We start from the raw sequence: 18156 nt of genomic DNA, 5'->3' as shown, positions 1-18156 counted from the left end.
TTAGAGTTTATGCTGCTGTCTGGGTTCTCTCATTTAACTATTATTGGCACCATTTATTCTTTCGGCACATTGGATAACAACTTCCGTTGTGGGCTTACCTGGTTTTACAACAAACTCTTGGCGAACGTCTCGGTAACCTTCTCTGGTACCAATGGCGATATAGCGCCCAGGTTTCAGCGCGATTTCCCTCTGGTCAAAATTACCTAATTTCCCTACATGGTAAATGGTGACACTAGTGGTTCGATCCGACTTGAATTTAACCGGTAAGGGGATCAGGGCTTGTGTCAGGGCATTTTCAAGGTCTTCAATTTGTCTTTGCAGCCTTGGGGTTTTAGTATTGAGTTTGCGAGCGTCTGTTAGTACTTGTCGGGCAAAATAGTTCCTTTTACCTTCGCCAAGGGTTAGTGGATCTTGAATTAAGTCTTTTAACTGGTCATCCAGCTTTGCTCTGGCAGCAGCTCTAGCCTTACCTGTTATTGCGTCCACCAGGCTAGAGTCCTTCTTGACCAAGTCTGTATAACTTTTTAGGGCTCTGTGCCATTCTTCCTTGCTTTCTTCCATGCGTGCTTGTTGGAGGAGTTTTTCTATTTGCACTCTGTCGGCTTCATTTTGTGCTTGTGCTAAGCCAATATCGGGGGCTTTTGCCGTGGGCTTTAAGTTTTTTGCTCGATGAAAATAGGATTTTGCCGATTCAAATTTTTCTTCGGCAATTGCACCGTAGCCAGATGACATCGCGCTTTGGTAATCCCTTTCTGTAATTGCACCCTCAACCTTTGCCAATAGATTCTGAGCATCGGTTGTTTCTGAGTCTATCGCGAGAGATTTTTTGAGCTGTTCCTGAGCCAAATCCAATTTGGCCTGTTTAAATGCCTTTGTTCCTTGAGTTAAGTGCCACCAAGCGAGGGGGAGTTTGTCGGCTCGCTCAATACCCTTCAGGCCTCTGGGATGGTTATTGGATATGGTTAATACCATCTTGAAAGCATCGCTGGCGGAGTCCTTATGCCCTTGGTTGAGAGCTCGATTACCTTCACTAATATGTGTTTCAATACGCTCGGGAATACTATCTTTCAGGTACTCTAATGCCTGGAGTGATTCCCGGTATTTTTCGAGCGCTGCCATAAAATTGCGTTTGCGATAAATTTCATCGGCTTTTAGAGCCAAGTCTTCAGCAGAGTAGAATTCTTCAAAAGCCCATACTTCTACCTTTCGATCTTTGAGCTCATCTTTGATTTCAAGAATTTCCTGGAGAACCTTTTGAACCTCCCTACGCTGCTGCATTATTTCTGCATCGCTGTAAGGAGATTTTTGGTTGCTCTCCACAGCTGCGCTGTTTCCAGGCTGTACGGAGACAGTTGTATCGGCTGAACGCTTTGGTGGTTTTACAACCTGAGGAAGCCCCCAAAATACACCGACCAGTGCGCTTACCATTATCACCCCAAGAACGGCGGGCCAGTAGGACCTTTGCTCCCGTTGATGAATAGCGTTAGCAGTCGTTGACTTAGGGGATTTAGAGCTTTCCTCTCCGCCGAATGTGAATTCTGCGGGCTCTATATGAACTGTATCTTCCTTGGAATTATCGCGGTGCTGCATAGTGATTCCGCCGTGTTATTCAATGACCCAGTGAAGATGTTGGGTATTCAGTAATAACTAATCACATTGATTAGCGTGCTTTTTGGGTACCTCTAACGTAATTTAAATGCTGTTACTGACTGCGCCAGTTTCGGCTTCATAGATTTCCTTGAGAATTTCCCGCCATTGCCGATACTGATTTTCAACAGTACCTGTGAGGGTAATAGTGCGATCTTCCAGCTCAACAATTTGCGGTTCTACCTCTGCCTCGATGGAGTCTCCTAATTCTTGCAGAGCTTCCAAATGCATCTTGGCATCGGATTTTCGGTCAAATGCACTTTTAACAAGATAGCCCCCGGCACCGATTCCAACCTGCCCAGCTGCCTGGGCGCTTCCAGTGCCAGCGCCAGCAGCAGCGATACCTCCAATAATGGCTGCTGCCCCCATAATTGTGTGATTGCGGGCTTTGCGCTTTAACTCTCGCATCTCCCTTACTTCTTCATAGCTGCGGGCTCGCCACTCCTGATAGGGAACTTCCATACTTTTGGCGAAGGTGCCGTAGTACTCCTGCAGAGTGTCGACAAACAGATAATCTCTTTCCCGTATTTTTCTTACCCTCTGTAACATGGGGTCATTCTCTGCGGGTAAAGCACTTAAAAAATAGACACCCTCAGCGCTTTGAGTTAAATAGCGATTGAATGCCTGGGGAGAAAAATCCCGTGCAAACCGCATCTCAGAAATTGTGCGCAGCTCTACGATTTGCTGATTTGAAAGATTTTGTCGGTAATTCAGCATATCGTTAGCAATACGGTTATAGATTCCCTGAAAAGCATCTCCTTCAGTAGGGTGCTTTCGGTCGTAGGCATAGTGGGATGCGTTCTCTGAATACTGCTTGGTAAACCACAACTGCCCCCGGGAATCGGATACGGTGATTTCCACCGTCAGCTTTTCTCCATCAGATTGCAAAATACGCCCGGATACGGTCACATCAATATTGGTGCGGCTCGATGGAATAACCCTTACAGCTCCCCACCCCAGGCTGGACTGTAATGAATCGGCAAGAGTGACAGCCATATAACGGGATTCTGCTTGGCGTAGTTCGGGGAAAACAAGCTCATCTTCATCAGCTTGTGCTACGTCGAGCCCCGGATTGAATTGGATGACGCCGACATCCAGAAGCCTCTCTTCCGGAACATTGTTATCTTCAATCGTCAGGGGAGTAAATGCGGTGGTTCTAACTTCTGTAGTGGTACATCCATTGATTAAAACAAGGGTCAGTAAAAATGCTATGGCCCTTGTGAAGAGTTGATATTTTACCGGTCGGGTGCTTTGGTTGGTCGACATATCGGTGTTCTCCAAGGCTACTGCGTTGCACTTTTATACTTGCGATACTCTTCCCATAGTTTCTCGCGCAATTCGGGATCGGTTTCGCGTGTAGCGGCTTCACGAATTTGCCGGGCCACGACGTCATCATCAGTACCACTGGGTATATCGGCAGGGACAACAGTTTGTGAACCTGTGTGGTCAAAATCACCTTTACGACCTGAGGCAGGTAGGCCGGGGCCAGTAATTTGGCCACTGGAGTTATTATTTTTTGGTCCCTTACCTGAGGTAGGGCCCACATTGGGCGCTGGTGGAATTTCAGCCTCTGCAGATTGAATTAAGTCTTCCAGAGATTCTCCTGACGGAGGAGCTTCATCCATCGCTTCCTCTTCATTTTCTGTAGAGGCTGATCCCGGTCTGTTTCTTACAAAGTCACGCTCCCGCAAAATCATGCCGTCATAGCTGACCATAGTGGATTCAAATTGGCCCTCAAGTTCGGCAACGCGATCTGCCGATGAAGAGGGAGCTTCATTGGGAGCGCTACCGGAGCGTGGTGAGCCACCACCAGGCTGCCCAGAGTTTGAATTACTTGCAGTAGCGCCGTCAGCTGCAGAGCTGCTACTGGAAGATGAAGATGAAGATGAAGATGATTGCTCTTCCTCTGAAAAGTCAATTTCCTCGGGCGGAGTTCCGTCTTCCCCGGATGAAGGGTCAGAAGGTTTTTCCTGAGTTTGACTGGTTTGTTCTGGGTCGGAATATATTGGTGACGATGGATCATTTGAGCCATCTGGGTTTGGCATTTGGTCGCCTGGTGAACTCTGATCCCTCGACTCTGACCCACTACTGCCGCTACTAGTGGATTGGCTCTGCTCTGATCTTGCCGTTGGCATATTCGCACTGGGCTGACTTGAGGAGCTGCTGCTAGGCTGTCCATTGCTCGACGCCGTAGACTGGCTTGAGCTTTGCGAGCTACTGCTATTGTTCGACTGCGATGTAGAACTGGAAGACGAGCTGGAGGATGGAGGGGATGGCATCGCCGGTGGCTGCGACTGAGTTTGCTGACTCTTACATCCACTGGTCAAAACGACCGCCAAGGTAATAGATGTCAGTACTTTCGACAAACAGCTATGGCGGTGAAAATTTTCTACCGCAGCTTGAGGTGTCATCTCTTTCTCTCCTAGACTGTTTGCCGGTGTGGCCGGACGAGACACGATGGACGTCTTTCCGGCTTTAGCAAATGCTCGACGTGGAACTTTAAAAATAGTTGTTATTTGACTATTTGCGTAGGATCCAGGCCGAGCTTGTGTGAGTGGTGATAAGTATCTCAGTCAAATATAAAGCGCTGTACAATTCCTTGAGTTTCCACCGCCTCTCCATCTTCAAAGCGTGGTCTGAACTTGGCGCGTTTTAGAATATTTTTAACTTTTGATCGAATTTTTACTTTATCGGATGGGTAAGCCCTCAATATTTTTATATTTCTTGCTTTGCCAAAAGCGGTGACATCATAGGAGACCGTAATTCGTGAGTTAGCTAGAGTTTTGCTGTCCGATTCCAGTACGGGAAGCGAGGGTAGAGCTACGGGTTTTCCAAAAATATCTTCTATTTCTTCGTTAGAAGCACCATTATCCCAAAGTGCTTTATAAGCTTCTCCATAGGTTTGACGTGCAGAGTGCCACTTGTTAAACATCATATACCAGTCGCCTAATTCAACTTTGGCTTTTGCAGAGGCAGCCGGTGGCGACTTGGGATTTCTCTGGTAAACATCTACGATGCGAGTAATGGCTTTTTTTCCGGTTTTAAAACTTTTCATCCGATAGTGGTCTAGTTTGGTCCTCTGGTGTGAGTCAGAGCTACTGCCACCAAAACTGGCGTTTACAAATACCGGTGAATTGGGCTCGCCCTTGTAGGTAGCGAGATAATAATTAGTAGCTTTTAATCCGCGCAGGGCATCCACAAGACGCAAGTCGGCAGAACCAAAATTTTTCGTAATGATATCAACAGCCAAGCTGTAAAGGTTGGTTGCACTAATTAGGTGCTCAAATAGAGTGTCTCCTTTTTCCTCCACATATGCCTGTAAATGCCACCGGCTCAGGTTGTTGATTACTGGCAACATCCGAGGATCTTTCTCTCCGTAATTCTTCTGATAGAGCCAGTAAAGGTATTGCTGATTGTCATTGGCTTCTTCCCATTGGTTGAGCGCTATTTGGCTCTCGATCAAGCGCTTGATCATAGGGATTTGACTTAGGGAATAGAGCCCCTCATTGACTCTGCTAATCAGCATTGCACGACGAAATTCAGTGACAGCCTGCTCATGATCGCCAGCTTTCTGTAATGCGGTGGCTAGCCCCAAAAGCTGTTCATCAATACCGGCGCCATAAGCACCATATTGGGCTTCGAGCTCCTCTATACGTTCACGATAATTTTCGACAGCCTCGGAGGGCCTTAGCTGTCGAGGGGTTTTCTTGAGTGGTTTCGAGGCGGCTTCAATAAAGGCTTTTGGAGGTGCATTAGTTTGGACTGCCACAGGTGCGCCATCGTCGGCCAGGGCGCCATTACACAGCAGTGCTGTGGCTGTAAACATCAAGCCGATAGCAAAGGAATTGCTGGTATCTATCTGTGTCACGATTGAACCACTTCCGTTTCATATTTGGCTTCACCGAATACCAAACAGCTGAGGTTGGAACCTGCACCTGTCAGTTTTCGGGTCTTATTTCCGCTCGCCCACTGCAACAGCGAATACGGCGGAAGTTCTCTCCTGAATGTGGTTCTCTCGACCCTGAGCGCATTGAGGGGGTATCCTCAAGCTCACAGTGACGGCGCGACTGGATGCTTATAAATGCCTGCCTGGCCGCGTATTAGTCAGTATAGCTAGCACTATGTGCCAAGAAGGAAGCTGCGGCGGGTACTTCAGCCACTTAATGCCCATTGCGCCAGCATGCCTGTGACCACCCTTTTGGTTTAGCAGTTGGGAGTGCAAATTAGGGGTGAGGGACTGTAAGTAGATGCCAAAAATTTGTTGATTACGTCTGATATCGCGACTTGGCAGCGAAGTGTAGCGAGTGGCTTGGTTGGCGCTGGTGCCACATCAGGATGGCGGAAGCTAAATAGGTGGATCATCGTCCTAACAAGTAGGCTGAATTTGGGGTTAGATTACTGCTGTTGCTGTATCAGAGGTTGATCTATTTGGATTGCAGCGTAACAAGCGCCATAATCAGCTGATTCGAATTCAGAGGAGAGCTCAGTGAGTATCTATATCGATCCAGAGATCGCGGTAAGCCTTAGGGGCTATGAAGCACCCGAGAAGCTGGGCTTTGGAACCGCCATGGCCCCAGTAATGTTTCGCGCCATTTGGCAGGATGGTTGCTGGAGTAGTGGAGAGTTGATCCCCTATGCGCCTCTGACCGTCGACCCTGCTGCTAAGGTACTTCACTACGCGCAGTCATGCTTTGAAGGAATGAAGGCCTATCGAACTTCCGAGGGGGAGCTGCACTGTTCAGGCCCGAAATGAATGCTGCACGAATGGCATATTCAGCTAAGCGCTTATGTATGCCTCCGGTTCCTGAGTCCCTGTTCCTGGATGGCGTTCGTGTTGTGACTGCTTACTGCGCTGGCCTGCTCCCGAGCAACAGCGGTGAGTCCCTGTACCTGCGTCCTTTCCTAATGGGAACCCAGCCGGACCTAACGGTTTCAGCCAGTAATGCCTATGAATTTTATGTAATAGCTAGTCCCTCGGAAGCCTACCATTCCGGCAATATGCGTTTGTGGGTTGAGAGAGAAGATGCTCGAGCTGCAGTAGGGGGAACTGGGGATGCCAAAGTTGGCGGAAATTATGCCAGTTCTCTACTTAGTATCGGCCGCCTTAAAGAGCGAGGTTATGATCAGTCGCTTTGGTTGAGCCCCTCTAATCGGCAGAGTATCGATGAGCTGTCAGGGATGAATTTTTTTGCGGTCATTGATGGCACTATATATACCCCAGCGTTGAACGGCTCAATTCTCGAGGGCATCACACGATATTCTCTGATCCAGCTTGCGGAGGGATTGGGGTACAAGGTTGTTGAGCGGGCGATCCCCATTGATGAGCTGTTAGAGCAGATAGCTTCTGGAGACTGTAGCGAAGCTTTTGCTTGCGGTACTGCTGCAATAATCAGTCCTATCAGCGTAATTGGCGATGGTGATAGAGGGTACGAACTAGCCGATGCCCCAGGTCCTGTTGCAGAGCGTTTGCGACAAGCACTGCTGGATATTCAGGAGGGGCGTTCTGAGGATGCTTACGGGTGGATGCATTCTGTTGAGCCTGTAGTTTAAGTACTGAATCTTCGTACCCGGGCAGTTTCCAAGGCTGCCTGGGTCTAGTAATCAGCTTTCCCCACCATAAACCCTGCTTTATCCTTCGCGGGTTTTTTTGTAGCAGTGTTTTCTATTTACTTGTTTCCAAGCGAAACGCTCGCGTAAACATTCCCGCCAATTTAATTGAGTTTGTTGACTTGTGCGACCTTAACACCTAAAAGTGAAGGGGTTAAATAAGAAATAAATTGGAGCTTGAGAGTGGCCTGATTGCGGTACACCTCATTTTGACCAGCAGTTCCAAGATCAATTTGAGCTAATAGGTCTCGCTTATAGTTCCTTGCACAGTTGAGGATAACGAGATGTTGACCCATATGCTTGGCCTTATGCTGCAACCACGTAGACAGTGGCAGCTTATTGGCAGTCTCTCTGAACGTAATCTGCGTAGACAGGTTCCTTATGTCATCGTTCTGGCATTACTTCCTGCAGCTGCGTGGTATTTTGGCACGACACAAGTTGGCTGGACGATTGGCACTGGTACCCCGGTGAGAATTACGGGACAAAGTGCTTTGGAATTGGTTGCCGTATTTTATTGCACAATGGTTTTGGCTGTCACTGCTATTGGTTATTTCATCCATTGGATGGCCAAGACTTACGGAGCCGAAACTCACCCCCTTAAAGGCGTTGTTGTAGCGGGTTTCACTGCCACGCCTATTTTTATTGTGGGTATTGCAGGGGTTTACCCTGTGTTGTGGCTGGACATACTGCTCGCAACTCTGGCGGTTGCTTACGCCGTCTATCTGCTTTATTTGGGAATTCCTATTGTGATGGGTGTTTCTGAAGAGCGTGGCTTCCTTTTTGCCAGTGCGATTATTACGGTGTCACTCGTCATGGCAGTCATTATTATGGTTGCTACAGTTCTATTCTGGAGTTATGTATCCGCACCGGTCTTTTACTCCTCTTGAGTAGTTTGGGCTCGTAGCTATCACTAGATGAAATGTCGTTTCAGGCATTTTCGCCAGGAGATTTAGGGCTGTTGTTGTGGTGGGGATACAAGCTATCGACGTCGTACCCGGTGAAGGGGCTCATATTCACGGGTACGGCGAAGTCTCTTCTATCCTGGCTGTAACGACAATGCGTAAAGTAAATGACCGCCTTTCGGGGTTTCTCGAAGAATTCAACAGCTCTATGAAAGAGCTCTACTCGAAGGGCTTTGAGTTCAACCCCATCAATGTTCGGGAATCGACCACAAAGTTTATAGATAAGTATGTGACCGATATTCCAGATGTTGCCTCGGTGCAAGATGGCATTATCTATGCCTCTGGATATGACGTACCCGTAAGAGTCTTTGTCCCCTATCCCGATGAAGTTCTACCAGTTCTTGTCTATTTTCATGGCGGTGGTCATGTAGCTGGAAACGTTTATTCATTTGACCCGATTTGCAGAAAGATTGCCCGGGAGACTCGACATATTGTTGTTGCGCCTGAGTACCGGTTGGCCCCTGAGAATCGCTATCCGAGCGCAGTAACAGATTGCTATGCTGCAGTTATTGGAGTTTGGGCGGCACTGGATAGATTGGGCTTATATTATCAGCCGAGTTTGTCTGTCGCTGGGGACTCTGCAGGTGGCGCTCTGGCCGCCACAATGTCTCACCTGGCTCAATTTGACTACAGCATTAAGATTAAAAAGCAGGTTTTAATTTATCCGGTTCTCGATTACACCATGCATTTACGGTCCCATGAAGAGAATGCGGTAGGCTATTTTTTAGAGGCACGAAAATCAATTTGGTACTTGGGGCAATATTTTGCTGAGGGGCAGTGTAGAAAAAAGCATCCCCTCTTTTTATGGATTTTACGGCAGCTCTTCCTGAAACCTTAGTTTTTACCGTGGAGTTTTGCCCGCACCGGGATACTGGGGATATTTACTACCGGAAAGTGGAAGAGGTGGGTGTTAGATCTGAAAATGTTCACTTTTCCGATATGATTCATCCATTTTTGATTCTTGAAGACTTGGTGAAAGGGGAGTGCGCAAAAGTTTATGCAGGCATGAATAGTTTCCTGAATGATTAAACTTACGGCTTTCCTTTTGTAATTGAGTACTGGTAAGATAATTTATACCCGTTATCAAACTCTAGTATTTCTTCTGAATTTATTGATCTTTCGATCACTATCTCCGCTATTGATTTAATAACTTGTTTAGGTTCTGCGTCCATGCAATGTATGCTCATGGAGTTAATGGCCATGTCAGCGCTAATTACCCGGTGTTCAACAACCTGAATGAGCAGCTGCTTATCACTTTGGTAGAGCTTGAAACCAGGCCCCTCCGTCATCCATTTTTTGTACTTTGTAGCGCCCCACGGGCCTTTGCATTTTATCGCTTGATATTGAGTTGATGATATCTTGATATAGATAGGCTCGCTTCCTTTGATATCTGTACTTTTATCGATAGGTTGTTCTGTGTAGAGGTTTGATCCATTAGGAGCAGAGACCTGTATCGCTATCATTTCGGCAGCAGCGTCAAGTGAGCAGAATACGTAAATAAGAAAACACAAAAACTGACATTTTTTAATTGAAGTGCTGGCCATCTTGATTTCAATAAGTGGTTTTTGTTTTTGGGAGTATGGCGCTTAAATGAATCTCTAGGGTTGTCTTCTGTACTAATAATAGCGCCTTGATAACGAGGTGTTGGTTGGATAGTATCAAAGTGTGTATTTAGTCCTGTTTTCACCTTTAAATTGGTACAAAGGTGCCAATTTGAGGTTTGAGTAGCTCAATTGACAATAATTTATATAAAAGGTGTGGCTATGAAGACTTTAGCGTATATGGGAGTAATTCTGGCTTTAATAGTATCCGTTGGATGTTCTGAACGGCCTGAATCCAGAGTTGAGGACAGTTCCAGTAAGGTTGATTTTCAAAAGCAACTATTAAAAAAACTGATATCTGCAAAGACCGGGGATGTTATTACTATTCCTGAGGGTAAATTCCATATTAATCGTAGTTTATCCCTGAATATTGATGGGGTAACGCTACGTGGAGCTGGCATGGATAAATCTGTCCTCTCCTTTGAGGGGCAAATTCAGGGTGCTGAGGGGATATTAGTTAATGCCAGTAACTTTATTATTGAGGGGTTGGCTATTGAGGATACCATAGGCGATGCCCTGAAAATTAATGAAGGCAAAAACATTATCATCAGGGATGTTCGTGTTGAATGGACCAATGGCCCATCTACCCAGAATGGTGCCTATGGTATTTATCCTGTACAGACTGAAAATACTTTAATCGATGGTGTGGTAGCTATTGGTGCTTCAGATGCAGGGATTTATGTCGGTCAGTCGCGGAATGTTATTGTTCGCAATAGCCGTGCAGAATTTAATGTGGCGGGTATTGAGGTAGAGAATACGATCGGTGCAGATGTTTACAACAATATTGCTGTGAATAATACTGGGGGAATTCTTGTTTTTAATATGCCTAATCTTCCGCAGCCAGGGCACAGTACACGTATCTACAATAACCAGATAAAGAATAATAATACTAAAAATTTTGGCCATGAGGGCACGCCAGTTGCTGCCGTGCCAGCAGGATCTGGGGTGGTTATTAACTCGAATGATCGGGTGGAGATTTTTGAAAATGATATTTCTGATAATGATACTGCTAACATATTGATCAGCAGCTATTTTACGGCTGGATACTATAGTGATAAGTCTACGCAAGCTGACTTTGACCCATACCCAGAGGGGATTTATATCTATGCCAATAACTTTTCTGGCGGTGGTACATCGCCAGATCATCTTAAGTTAAAAGCTCTGAAGTTAGCTATGTTTGGAATATCAGGTACACTGCCGGATATTCTTTGGGATGGGGTTGTTGATCAAAGTAAACTGGTGGATGGTCAAATACCTGAGGCATTAAAGTTATGTATTGATAACGAACCTGCAGGAATTCTCAATATAGATTTTGGAAATGAGTATAAGAATATATCCACGGATATAGCACCTCATCAGTGTCATTTGGAAAAGCTTGCCAAAGTAGTTTTAGACTTTGATTCAAAGCTGGAAAATGAAGACCATTTGGCAGTGATAGAGGTAGCTAATGAAGAATAATAATCAAATAAGTAGGCAACTTATCTACTCTATTTGGAGCCTTATATTATTGATTGGCCTTGCGGGGTGTGAATCATACAAAAAGGGTGTTCATTTATTCCCAGCAGAAGAGGTACCCGAAAAACTCAGTGCATGGAATTTATTGAGGCTGGAGAAAAGTGTGCTCTTCCCTGCAGAAAGAGCATTACCTTATGATTTAAATACGGGGTTATTTACCGATTATGCTCATAAGTTCAGAACTATCTGGCTGCCTGAGGGGGCTTTTGCAACCTACGGAGAAGAACAGTTTCATTACCCTGTCGGAACTATCTTAAGCAAGACATTTTACTATCCACAGGAGAGTATTGGTGTAGTTCGTCGTACCGATGATTTTTCTACAGATTATGTTGAGGGGCGCTTTGGGCAGGCACTTGATTTAAATCGTGTCCGTCTCGTTGAGACACGGCTTTTAATCCGCAGGCAGGAAAATTGGCAGGCGCTGCCCTATGTCTGGAATAAAGAGCAGACTGAGGCAACTCTTGAGATTGCTGGTGATGTGAAAAATTTTCAGTTGGCTAGCCTGAACGGACAGCAGGAAAACCTTAGTTATGTAGTACCTGACGCCAATCAATGTGCTGGTTGCCATGCAGAAAAGTTTACTGAAAAAGCCATTTCTCCTCTCGGCCCTAAGGCTCGACATCTGAATAAAGACTTTCCCTACCGTAGCGGAGTAGAAAATCAATTGCTGTTTTGGCAAAAGGCTGGCTATTTACGTGGACTGCCTGATCTGAAAAGTTTGCCGAGAAATGCCAATATTTACGATGCGACTGTGTCGCTGGAAGATCGCGCCAGGGCATATTTGGATATCAATTGTGGCCACTGCCACAATCCCACTGGGCCGGCAGATACCTCAGGGCTTATGTTGCATCATGGCGAAACTGATTGGCGCAAACTTGGGCTATGTAAACCGCCTATTGCTGCGGGTACAGGCAGTGGAGGGCATTTATTCGCAATAGTACCGGGAGAGCCTGAAAATTCTATTTTGAATTTTCGTTTAGAGTCTACCGCGCCTGGGGCCATGATGCCTGAATTAGGTAGAAGCATGGTGCATACAGAGGGCGTTGAATTACTAAAGCAGTGGGTAAGCTCCCTACCGGGAAGCTGCACTTAATCTTTATTGGAAGCTATCTGGAAAGAGCTATATAAAGAGGAGTTGGGTATGGAGGGGACAACTCCATACCCGTTTCCTGGAGACGAGTAATTCAGAAAGATTCAGCCGTATGCTGCAGTTTCAGCAACAACTGTTGCCGCTGGAATTAATCCGTTGATCATCAAGGTGACGGTGCGTTCCAACAGCGGCGAGTCGATAGCAATAGCACCACTCAAAATTTCATACTCAAGGTTCAGGATCGTACCGTGAGCAATTTGTGCAGCCGCTTCAGAATCTGCTAGACCCAGTAATTGGAAGAATTCCTTGATCATTGACTCTCTGGCGTGATTGGCCATCCGCACCGCGCGGGTCAGCTGCTCATTGCGAAGCGCTTCATTGCGGAATGCTAGTTCAACCAATCTGCGATCCCGGTCTTCAGCCTGGGTGCGGACATGAGTAAGAATAAAACGGGTCAATTGTTGAATCAGCAGTTTACGACTGCTATGTGATGCCCGTTCCTGTGCGGATAAATTACGTGCCGCACTAAAACTCTCTTCATGCAGTTGGCGTGTAGCCTCGAGTCCCTGCTCAACAAAATAAGTAAATGAATCGCTGATCAGGTCATTCAGGTCTTTGAAATAATAAGTAGTAGCCGCGAGAGGAACGTTAGCTTCGCGGGCGACTGCACGGTGCCTGATGCCGCGGATACCTTCTTTAACGATCAGTCTCAGGGTGGCCTCTAGAATCGCCTTGCGCCGCAGACGGCTATCTGCGCGTTGGGCCCGGCGGCCGTGGTAGACCAATTCAGACTTTCCAGTGTCTACAGTCATAGCATTATCCCTGTCTTATTGCGTTGGCGCCGATAGCAAGGTGAAGCTGGTCGGCCGTGCCATTCTAGCCAAACAAAATTAAAAAAAGGGAATAATGCTATTACATTCGATTACACGAATATTGCACTGGTACAGCGCAATAAATGTAAAAAAGTGGGGATTTGATGATGTATCTCATCATACTGAAAAAGTGAAAGATGAAAAATCCGCAAGATATAGATTAGTGAGGGGGTTCACATTTTGGCTTTTGGTGAAAAAATTAAGTTCTGCAATCGATTGGCAGGATAAATAGCCATTCAATTGCAGAATTAAATTGGTTAGCTGCTGCTTATCTTAAGAGATTTTTCCGGTAACACGTACGCGCTTTGAGCCTGGAATGATCTTAACTTTCTGGCTTTTATGTCTTTCAATACCGATATCAATGGCGTTTTTTGCTGCGATCAATAAGCCGGCGACAAGGAATGCACCGGGAGGAAGCACGGCAACAAGAACGCCTGGATAGTCACTGCCAAAAATGGAAATACCCCAATCTTTTGCCATTGAACCAAATAACAAGTCCATATCTGAAAATAGCGTGCCTTGGCCAAGAATTTCTCTGACTGCGCCAATGGCGATGAGTACTGCAGTGAAACCTATACCCATCATAAATCCATCTGCCAGGGACGGAAGCACGGGGTTTTTACTGGCAAAAGCATCTGCTCGCCCGAGGATCGCACAGTTGGTTACGATTAGCGGGATAAAAATACCTAGCACCAAGTAAAGCTCGTAGGTATAAGCCTTCATCAATAGCTCAACGCAGGTAACGAAGGTGGCGATGATCATAACGGAGGCTGGTAAACGGACAGTATCCGGAATTTGTCGTCGGATTAGGGAGACCGCAAGGTTGGAGCAGGTGAGAACTCCGGTAGTGGCCAAACCGAGGCCGATGCCGTTCACTACGGAACCGGTGACCGCCAGCAGGGGACAGAGGCCAAGCAATTGCACCAGCGCGGGGTTATTTTTCCACAGCCCATTTTGGGCGATTTCTGTGTAGCCGGGAGTTGCCATCAGTTCTGCTCCTCAACCGCCGCAGGTACTTGTTCCGAGTCGATTTCAGAGCTCTCAATCTCTACTGCTCGCTTGGACATTGGCGCATTAAATATTTGTTCGTGGTGCTGGGCTACAAACTCAAGCACTTGGTGTACTTCATTGACAACAGCGCGAGGAGTAATTGTTGCGCCAGTAAATTCATCAAAAACACCGCCATCCTTCTGTACTTTCCAATCGGCTGAGGGCGGATTTTTTAGTGACAGGCCGTCAAACTGGAGCACCCAGTTACTTTTTTTCAGCTCGACTTTATCGCCCAGCCCCGGAGTTTCTGTGTGGCTTGTCACCCTGACGCCAGCAATGGTGCCATCGCGATTCACACCAACGAGTATTTTTATCGGGCCGGAATATCCATCCGGTGTGACTGCGGGCACAATGACTGCGGAGACTTTTCCGTCTTCTTCCCGCGCGAGATTGATATCTCCACCTTGTTGTAGGCCTAGCTGATTCCAGTAAGGTTTTGGAATTGGATAGGTGTCTACCAACATGTCATTACTGTGGCGTTCCAATGGGATAATTTCCAGTAGTGCTTTCGCCGAAGCTTCCCGGATAGCTCTCTCAATCGGCTCTTTAGTCGTAATCTGGGTCACTGCGAGTGTACCTGCAGTGACCAGGGCGATAAGAGTGAGAACGGCGGCATTGGAGGCCATTGACTGTTTAAGCATCAGCTCTCCTCCAGGTCGGTAGCGCGGCGGGAGCCCTTGTGGCCATAGGTCCGTGGAAGCGTGTAGTTATCAATGGTTGGTGTTGCAAAGTTCATCAGCAATACAGCAAAAGCCACCGCATCGGGGTAAGTGCCCCAGGCCCGGATTACATAAGTGAGCAGCCCAACACCGGCCCCAAAAATCAGGCGGCCCCGGTTACTGGTGGCACCGCTGACAGGGTCGGTAATAATAAAGAAGGCCCCAAACATGGTGGCCCCAGAAAATAAATGCAGTACGGGGGATCCCTCTGACAAGGAACTGCCGCTGTCGTAGAAAAACAGGGAAATCAGAGTGAGGGTGGCGAGCATGGCAACCGGAGCATGCCAGGTAATAATGCCGCGAAATAATAAGAACAGCCCACCTAACAGGAATCCGAAGCTGACGGTTTCCCAACCGACTCCAGCAAATGTGCCTTTATTGAGGACCGGCTCCATTTCATAGAGCTGGGAGAGAAGCACTGACTCGTTTAACCGCACGATTTCCAGCGGTGTAGCGCGGGTAAAACCATCGACATTGTAGCTACCGATTACCAGAGAGAAGGCTTCTTCCAGGCTGGGTGTCCCGCCAATAACCTCTGCAGCTCCCACCCAGCGGGTCATATCTACCGGGAAACTAATCAGCAGGACAACATAGCCCACCATTGCGGGGTTAAATGGGTTGTACCCCATGCCGCCATAAAGATGCTTGGCCAGGACAATTGCCACCGCAGTGCCCACTATCGGCAGCCACCAAGCACAGTAGGCTGGAAGCGCGATACCGAGCAGCAGTGCAGTTACAAAAGCACTGCAATCCCGCAGATAGAATGCTGCCGGCCTGCCGCGCAATCTCATTACCGCTGCTTCACACAGAAGCGCTGTGATTGTGCACAGGGCAATATTGATCAGCACCCCGATACCGAAATAAATCACCATCGCCAGCACACCGGGTATGGTGGCCGCGGCGACTTGTAGCATGACTTTAGTGGTGTCATTGCCGGAACGGGCGTGAGGGGAGGTGGCGCGCATCAGAGACATTATTGCTTTCCGTCCTGTGCTGCTTGTTGTTCGCGCATTTTGTCTTCCAGTTTCTTTTGTAGCTTCTCCAGGGCACTTTCGAATGCGCCCAGATTGGCATCATCTTCATCACGAGCCTTTTGCAGGCGAGTCTCAGCTTTGGCGACGCGCTTGCGTAGTGCTTCGATATCTGCAGCAAGTCTGTCGGCGTCACTCATCTGGGCCCGCGCCTCTGCGGAGGCACGGGCTTTGGTAATTGCCCGCACAGCTGCACTGGTTTCTTCCTGGTTGGGCTCCCGGGTGGTATCCCTATCGGCGCGTCGTTCGGCAAGGGTCAACTTGTGTTGTGCTTCCTGCAATTTCACTTCAGCAGCCTTGAGTTGCGCTGCCAATTGGTCGCGCTGGCTCTCATCGGCAGCTTCCAGTTTGTTACGCATGCGTTCCACCCGGCTCTCGGCACTGGAGAAAGTACGCTGGGCGCGGGCTAAAAGCTGCTTAGGGTCCTCCTGGCGGGACTTAACTCGCGCCAGGGCGGCGGCAACAACATCTGCTTCCTGCTTCTCAGCTTTGGCTGTCGGAGATTCAGGGTTTTGTTCCCTTTGCTGGCGAGCTTGTTCAGCGGCTTTGCGCCGGGCTTCGCGTTTTGCTTCTTTCTCTTTTTCAGCTTTTTCAAGGCGCAACTTGCGGAATTCGAAACGATCGCGTGCGCGATCGGACTTCTCTTTTTCCGCTTCAGCAGTGCGAATTGCGCCTTTGGCAGCGCGATAGTACTGAACCAGGGGAATCGTACTGGGGCAGACGTAAGAGCAGGCACCGCACTCGATACAGTCAAACAGGTTATAGGCCTGTAGCTTCTCCCGTTCGTCGGCGCGGGCATACCAATAGAGTTGTTGCGGTAGCAGGGAAGCCGGGCATGCCTCTGCGCAAAAACCGCAGCGAATACAAGCTTGGGCCACCGGTGCTGGCGGTAGCTCCTCATGGGTCGGTACCAGTAGGCAGTTGGTGGTTTTCACGATTGGGGCGCGTTGATCGTCAATCGTATAACCCATCATCGGACCGCCGATGATCACCTTTTGCATCAGGCCGCGATGGACACCGTGATATTTGAGGATATGTTCTATGGGAGTGCCGATAGGTACATCGATATTGCGCTGCTGCTCCAGCGCTTTGCCGACAACAGTCGTCACTCGGCTGATCAGGGGTTCGCCAAACCGAATCGCGCGATATACCGCGCGAGCAGTGCCGACATTCTGGCATACAATCCCCACGTTAGCCGGTAGCCCTTTGTTGGGCACTTCTCGGCCGGTAAGGATTTGAATCAGCTGTTTTTCGCCGCCGGACGGATACTTTGTGGGGAATACCACGATATCGAATCGAGTGCCTTCGACAGCTTTGCGCATCGCGCGGATAGCTTTGGGCTTATTGTCTTCGATACCAATCAATACCCGTTCGGGCTGGTCGAGGATATGGGCAAGAATTTCCACGCCGGCGATAATTTCGTCGGCACGCTCCCGCATTAGCATATCGTCGGCAGTGATATAGGGTTCACACTCTGTGCCATTGATAATCAAAGTATCAATTTCGGCGCCGCCGTGAGGGTCTAGCTTCACAGCGGTTGGAAACCCTGCACCGCCCATGCCGGCAATACCGCAGTCGCGGATCTTATCCAGAAGCTCTATCGGTGAAACCTGAAGGTAATCTTCGCACGGGGTGAGTTCGCACCAGGCATCATCGCCGTCTGTGCGAATGACAATGCAGTCCTCCAGCAGACCCGAAGGGTGGGGTACTGGATAGGGTTCAATGGCCATAACCCTGCCGGAGCTGGGAGCATGCACTGGACAGCTAATGAAACCGTCGGCTTCGGCAATCTTTTGCCCCTTTAATACCTTATCACCGAGGTTCACCAGCGGTATGGCGGTGGTACCGGAGTGCTGTAGCAGTGGTACGATCAAGTCCTCGGCGAGGGGGATCACTCCTATAGGCTCACCGGTACTCTGGTGTTTGTTCTCGGGAGGGTGCACTCCGCCGGGGAAGTCGTTGGGGCGCAGCTCGCGCGCTTTTTCACTGGCAATTAGTTGTGCCTCGCGGGCTGCGCGTCTCTCCTGAACGGCCTCTCTTTGCTTGGTCTTGCTATCTACGG

General features: G+C 48.2%; 15 protein-coding genes and 1 pseudogene. 6 read left to right on the top strand and 10 right to left on the bottom strand.

What is annotated here, in order from left to right:
- Positions 1 to 33: 33 nt before the first annotated feature.
- From P0078_RS10285 to P0078_RS10270, 4 genes are all read right to left on the bottom strand, one after another.
- Positions 34 to 1590 (bottom strand): hypothetical protein, encoded by a 1557-nt coding sequence (locus P0078_RS10285; protein WP_282934284.1) that lies wholly within the window; start codon positions 1588 to 1590, stop codon positions 34 to 36.
- Between the two features lie 102 nt (positions 1591 to 1692).
- Positions 1693 to 2913, bottom strand: a complete 1221-nt coding sequence (locus tag P0078_RS10280; protein ID WP_282934283.1) for a hypothetical protein — start codon at positions 2911 to 2913, stop codon at positions 1693 to 1695.
- Between the two features lie 17 nt (positions 2914 to 2930).
- The gene (locus tag P0078_RS10275; protein ID WP_282934282.1) at positions 2931 to 3692 is read right to left on the bottom strand and encodes a hypothetical protein; all 762 of its coding nucleotides are present in this window, start codon (positions 3690 to 3692) and stop codon (positions 2931 to 2933) included.
- 524 nt (positions 3693 to 4216) lie between these two features.
- On the bottom strand, positions 4217 to 5515 hold the full coding sequence (locus P0078_RS10270) for a tetratricopeptide repeat protein (protein ID WP_282934281.1): 1299 nt from the start codon (positions 5513 to 5515) through the stop codon (positions 4217 to 4219).
- Positions 5516 to 6133: 618 nt separating this feature from the next.
- Between P0078_RS10270 and P0078_RS10265 the strand changes: the two genes are divergently transcribed.
- The 4 genes and pseudogenes from P0078_RS10265 (at position 6134) to P0078_RS10250 (ending at position 9245) form a co-directional block, all read left to right on the top strand.
- Positions 6134 to 6400: a hypothetical protein gene (locus P0078_RS10265; protein ID WP_282934280.1), complete on the top strand. Its 267-nt coding sequence runs from the start codon at positions 6134 to 6136 to the stop codon at positions 6398 to 6400.
- Entirely contained in the window at positions 6397 to 7197 is an 801-nt protein-coding gene (gene ilvE, locus P0078_RS10260; RefSeq protein WP_282934279.1) for a branched-chain-amino-acid transaminase, read from the top strand. Before P0078_RS10265 ends, ilvE begins: the two co-directional genes overlap by 4 nt.
- A 341-nt stretch (positions 7198 to 7538) precedes the next feature.
- Entirely contained in the window at positions 7539 to 8141 is a 603-nt protein-coding gene (locus P0078_RS10255) for a Yip1 family protein (protein WP_282934278.1), read from the top strand.
- A 169-nt stretch (positions 8142 to 8310) separates the two neighbouring features.
- Positions 8311 to 9245, top strand: a pseudogene (locus P0078_RS10250) (alpha/beta hydrolase).
- Positions 9246 to 9247: 2 nt separating this feature from the next.
- Here P0078_RS10250 and P0078_RS10240 read toward each other — a convergent pair.
- Entirely contained in the window at positions 9248 to 9760 is a 513-nt protein-coding gene (locus P0078_RS10240) for a hypothetical protein (protein ID WP_282934275.1), read from the bottom strand.
- 219 nt (positions 9761 to 9979) lie between these two features.
- On the opposite strand from P0078_RS10240, the gene P0078_RS10235 reads away from it, so the two are divergent.
- Together P0078_RS10235 and P0078_RS10230 are read left to right on the top strand one after the other, a co-directional pair.
- Complete coding sequence (locus P0078_RS10235) at positions 9980 to 11275, top strand: parallel beta-helix domain-containing protein (protein ID WP_282934274.1); 1296 nt, start codon at positions 9980 to 9982, stop codon at positions 11273 to 11275.
- Positions 11265 to 12425, top strand: coding sequence for an SO2930 family diheme c-type cytochrome (locus tag P0078_RS10230; RefSeq protein WP_282934273.1), 1161 nt, complete (start codon positions 11265 to 11267; stop codon positions 12423 to 12425). Before P0078_RS10235 ends, P0078_RS10230 begins: the two co-directional genes overlap by 11 nt.
- A gap of 101 nt (positions 12426 to 12526) precedes the next feature.
- On the opposite strand, the gene P0078_RS10225 is transcribed toward P0078_RS10230, so the two are convergent.
- From P0078_RS10225 to rsxC, 5 genes are all read right to left on the bottom strand, one after another.
- Positions 12527 to 13234, bottom strand: coding sequence for a TetR/AcrR family transcriptional regulator (locus tag P0078_RS10225; RefSeq protein ID WP_282934272.1), 708 nt, complete (start codon positions 13232 to 13234; stop codon positions 12527 to 12529).
- A 333-nt stretch (positions 13235 to 13567) separates the two neighbouring features.
- Complete coding sequence (locus P0078_RS10220) at positions 13568 to 14281, bottom strand: electron transport complex subunit E (protein WP_282934271.1); 714 nt, start codon at positions 14279 to 14281, stop codon at positions 13568 to 13570.
- On the bottom strand, positions 14281 to 14985 hold the full coding sequence (rsxG, locus tag P0078_RS10215; RefSeq protein WP_282934270.1) for an electron transport complex subunit RsxG: 705 nt from the start codon (positions 14983 to 14985) through the stop codon (positions 14281 to 14283). The genes P0078_RS10220 and rsxG overlap by 1 nt, the downstream gene beginning before the upstream one ends.
- Entirely contained in the window at positions 14985 to 16037 is a 1053-nt protein-coding gene (locus tag P0078_RS10210; protein ID WP_282934269.1) for an RnfABCDGE type electron transport complex subunit D, read from the bottom strand. Before P0078_RS10210 ends, rsxG begins: the two co-directional genes overlap by 1 nt.
- Positions 16037 to 18088, bottom strand: coding sequence for an electron transport complex subunit RsxC (gene rsxC, locus P0078_RS10205; RefSeq protein WP_282934587.1), 2052 nt, complete (start codon positions 18086 to 18088; stop codon positions 16037 to 16039). The genes P0078_RS10210 and rsxC overlap by 1 nt, the downstream gene beginning before the upstream one ends.
- Positions 18089 to 18156 lie beyond the last annotated feature (68 nt).

Origin of the sequence: Microbulbifer sp. VAAF005 (genome assembly GCF_030012985.1) — a bacterium.
Classification (GTDB): domain Bacteria; phylum Pseudomonadota; class Gammaproteobacteria; order Pseudomonadales; family Cellvibrionaceae; genus Microbulbifer.
The sequence above is the reverse complement of the archived record's forward strand: the minus strand, read 5'-3'. Positions and strand labels throughout refer to the sequence as shown.

What these genes read in the sequence shown, in the direction of transcription:
- P0078_RS10285 (WP_282934284.1), bottom strand. Translation starts at nt 1,590, where the DNA reads ATGCAGCACCGCGATAATTCCAAGGAAGATACAGTTCATATAGAGCCC.
- P0078_RS10280 (WP_282934283.1), bottom strand. Translation starts at nt 2,913, where the DNA reads ATGTCGACCAACCAAAGCACCCGACCGGTAAAATATCAACTCTTCACA.
- P0078_RS10275 (WP_282934282.1), bottom strand. Translation starts at nt 3,692, where the DNA reads ATGCCAAACCCAGATGGCTCAAATGATCCATCGTCACCAATATATTCC.
- ilvE (WP_282934279.1), top strand. Translation starts at nt 6,397, where the DNA reads ATGAATGCTGCACGAATGGCATATTCAGCTAAGCGCTTATGTATGCCT.
- P0078_RS10255 (WP_282934278.1), top strand. Translation starts at nt 7,539, where the DNA reads ATGTTGACCCATATGCTTGGCCTTATGCTGCAACCACGTAGACAGTGG.
- P0078_RS10240 (WP_282934275.1), bottom strand. Translation starts at nt 9,760, where the DNA reads ATGGCCAGCACTTCAATTAAAAAATGTCAGTTTTTGTGTTTTCTTATT.
- P0078_RS10235 (WP_282934274.1), top strand. Translation starts at nt 9,980, where the DNA reads ATGAAGACTTTAGCGTATATGGGAGTAATTCTGGCTTTAATAGTATCC.
- P0078_RS10230 (WP_282934273.1), top strand. Translation starts at nt 11,265, where the DNA reads ATGAAGAATAATAATCAAATAAGTAGGCAACTTATCTACTCTATTTGG.
- P0078_RS10225 (WP_282934272.1), bottom strand. Translation starts at nt 13,234, where the DNA reads ATGACTGTAGACACTGGAAAGTCTGAATTGGTCTACCACGGCCGCCGG.
- P0078_RS10220 (WP_282934271.1), bottom strand. Translation starts at nt 14,281, where the DNA reads ATGGCAACTCCCGGCTACACAGAAATCGCCCAAAATGGGCTGTGGAAA.
- rsxG (WP_282934270.1), bottom strand. Translation starts at nt 14,985, where the DNA reads ATGCTTAAACAGTCAATGGCCTCCAATGCCGCCGTTCTCACTCTTATC.
- P0078_RS10210 (WP_282934269.1), bottom strand. Translation starts at nt 16,037, where the DNA reads ATGTCTCTGATGCGCGCCACCTCCCCTCACGCCCGTTCCGGCAATGAC.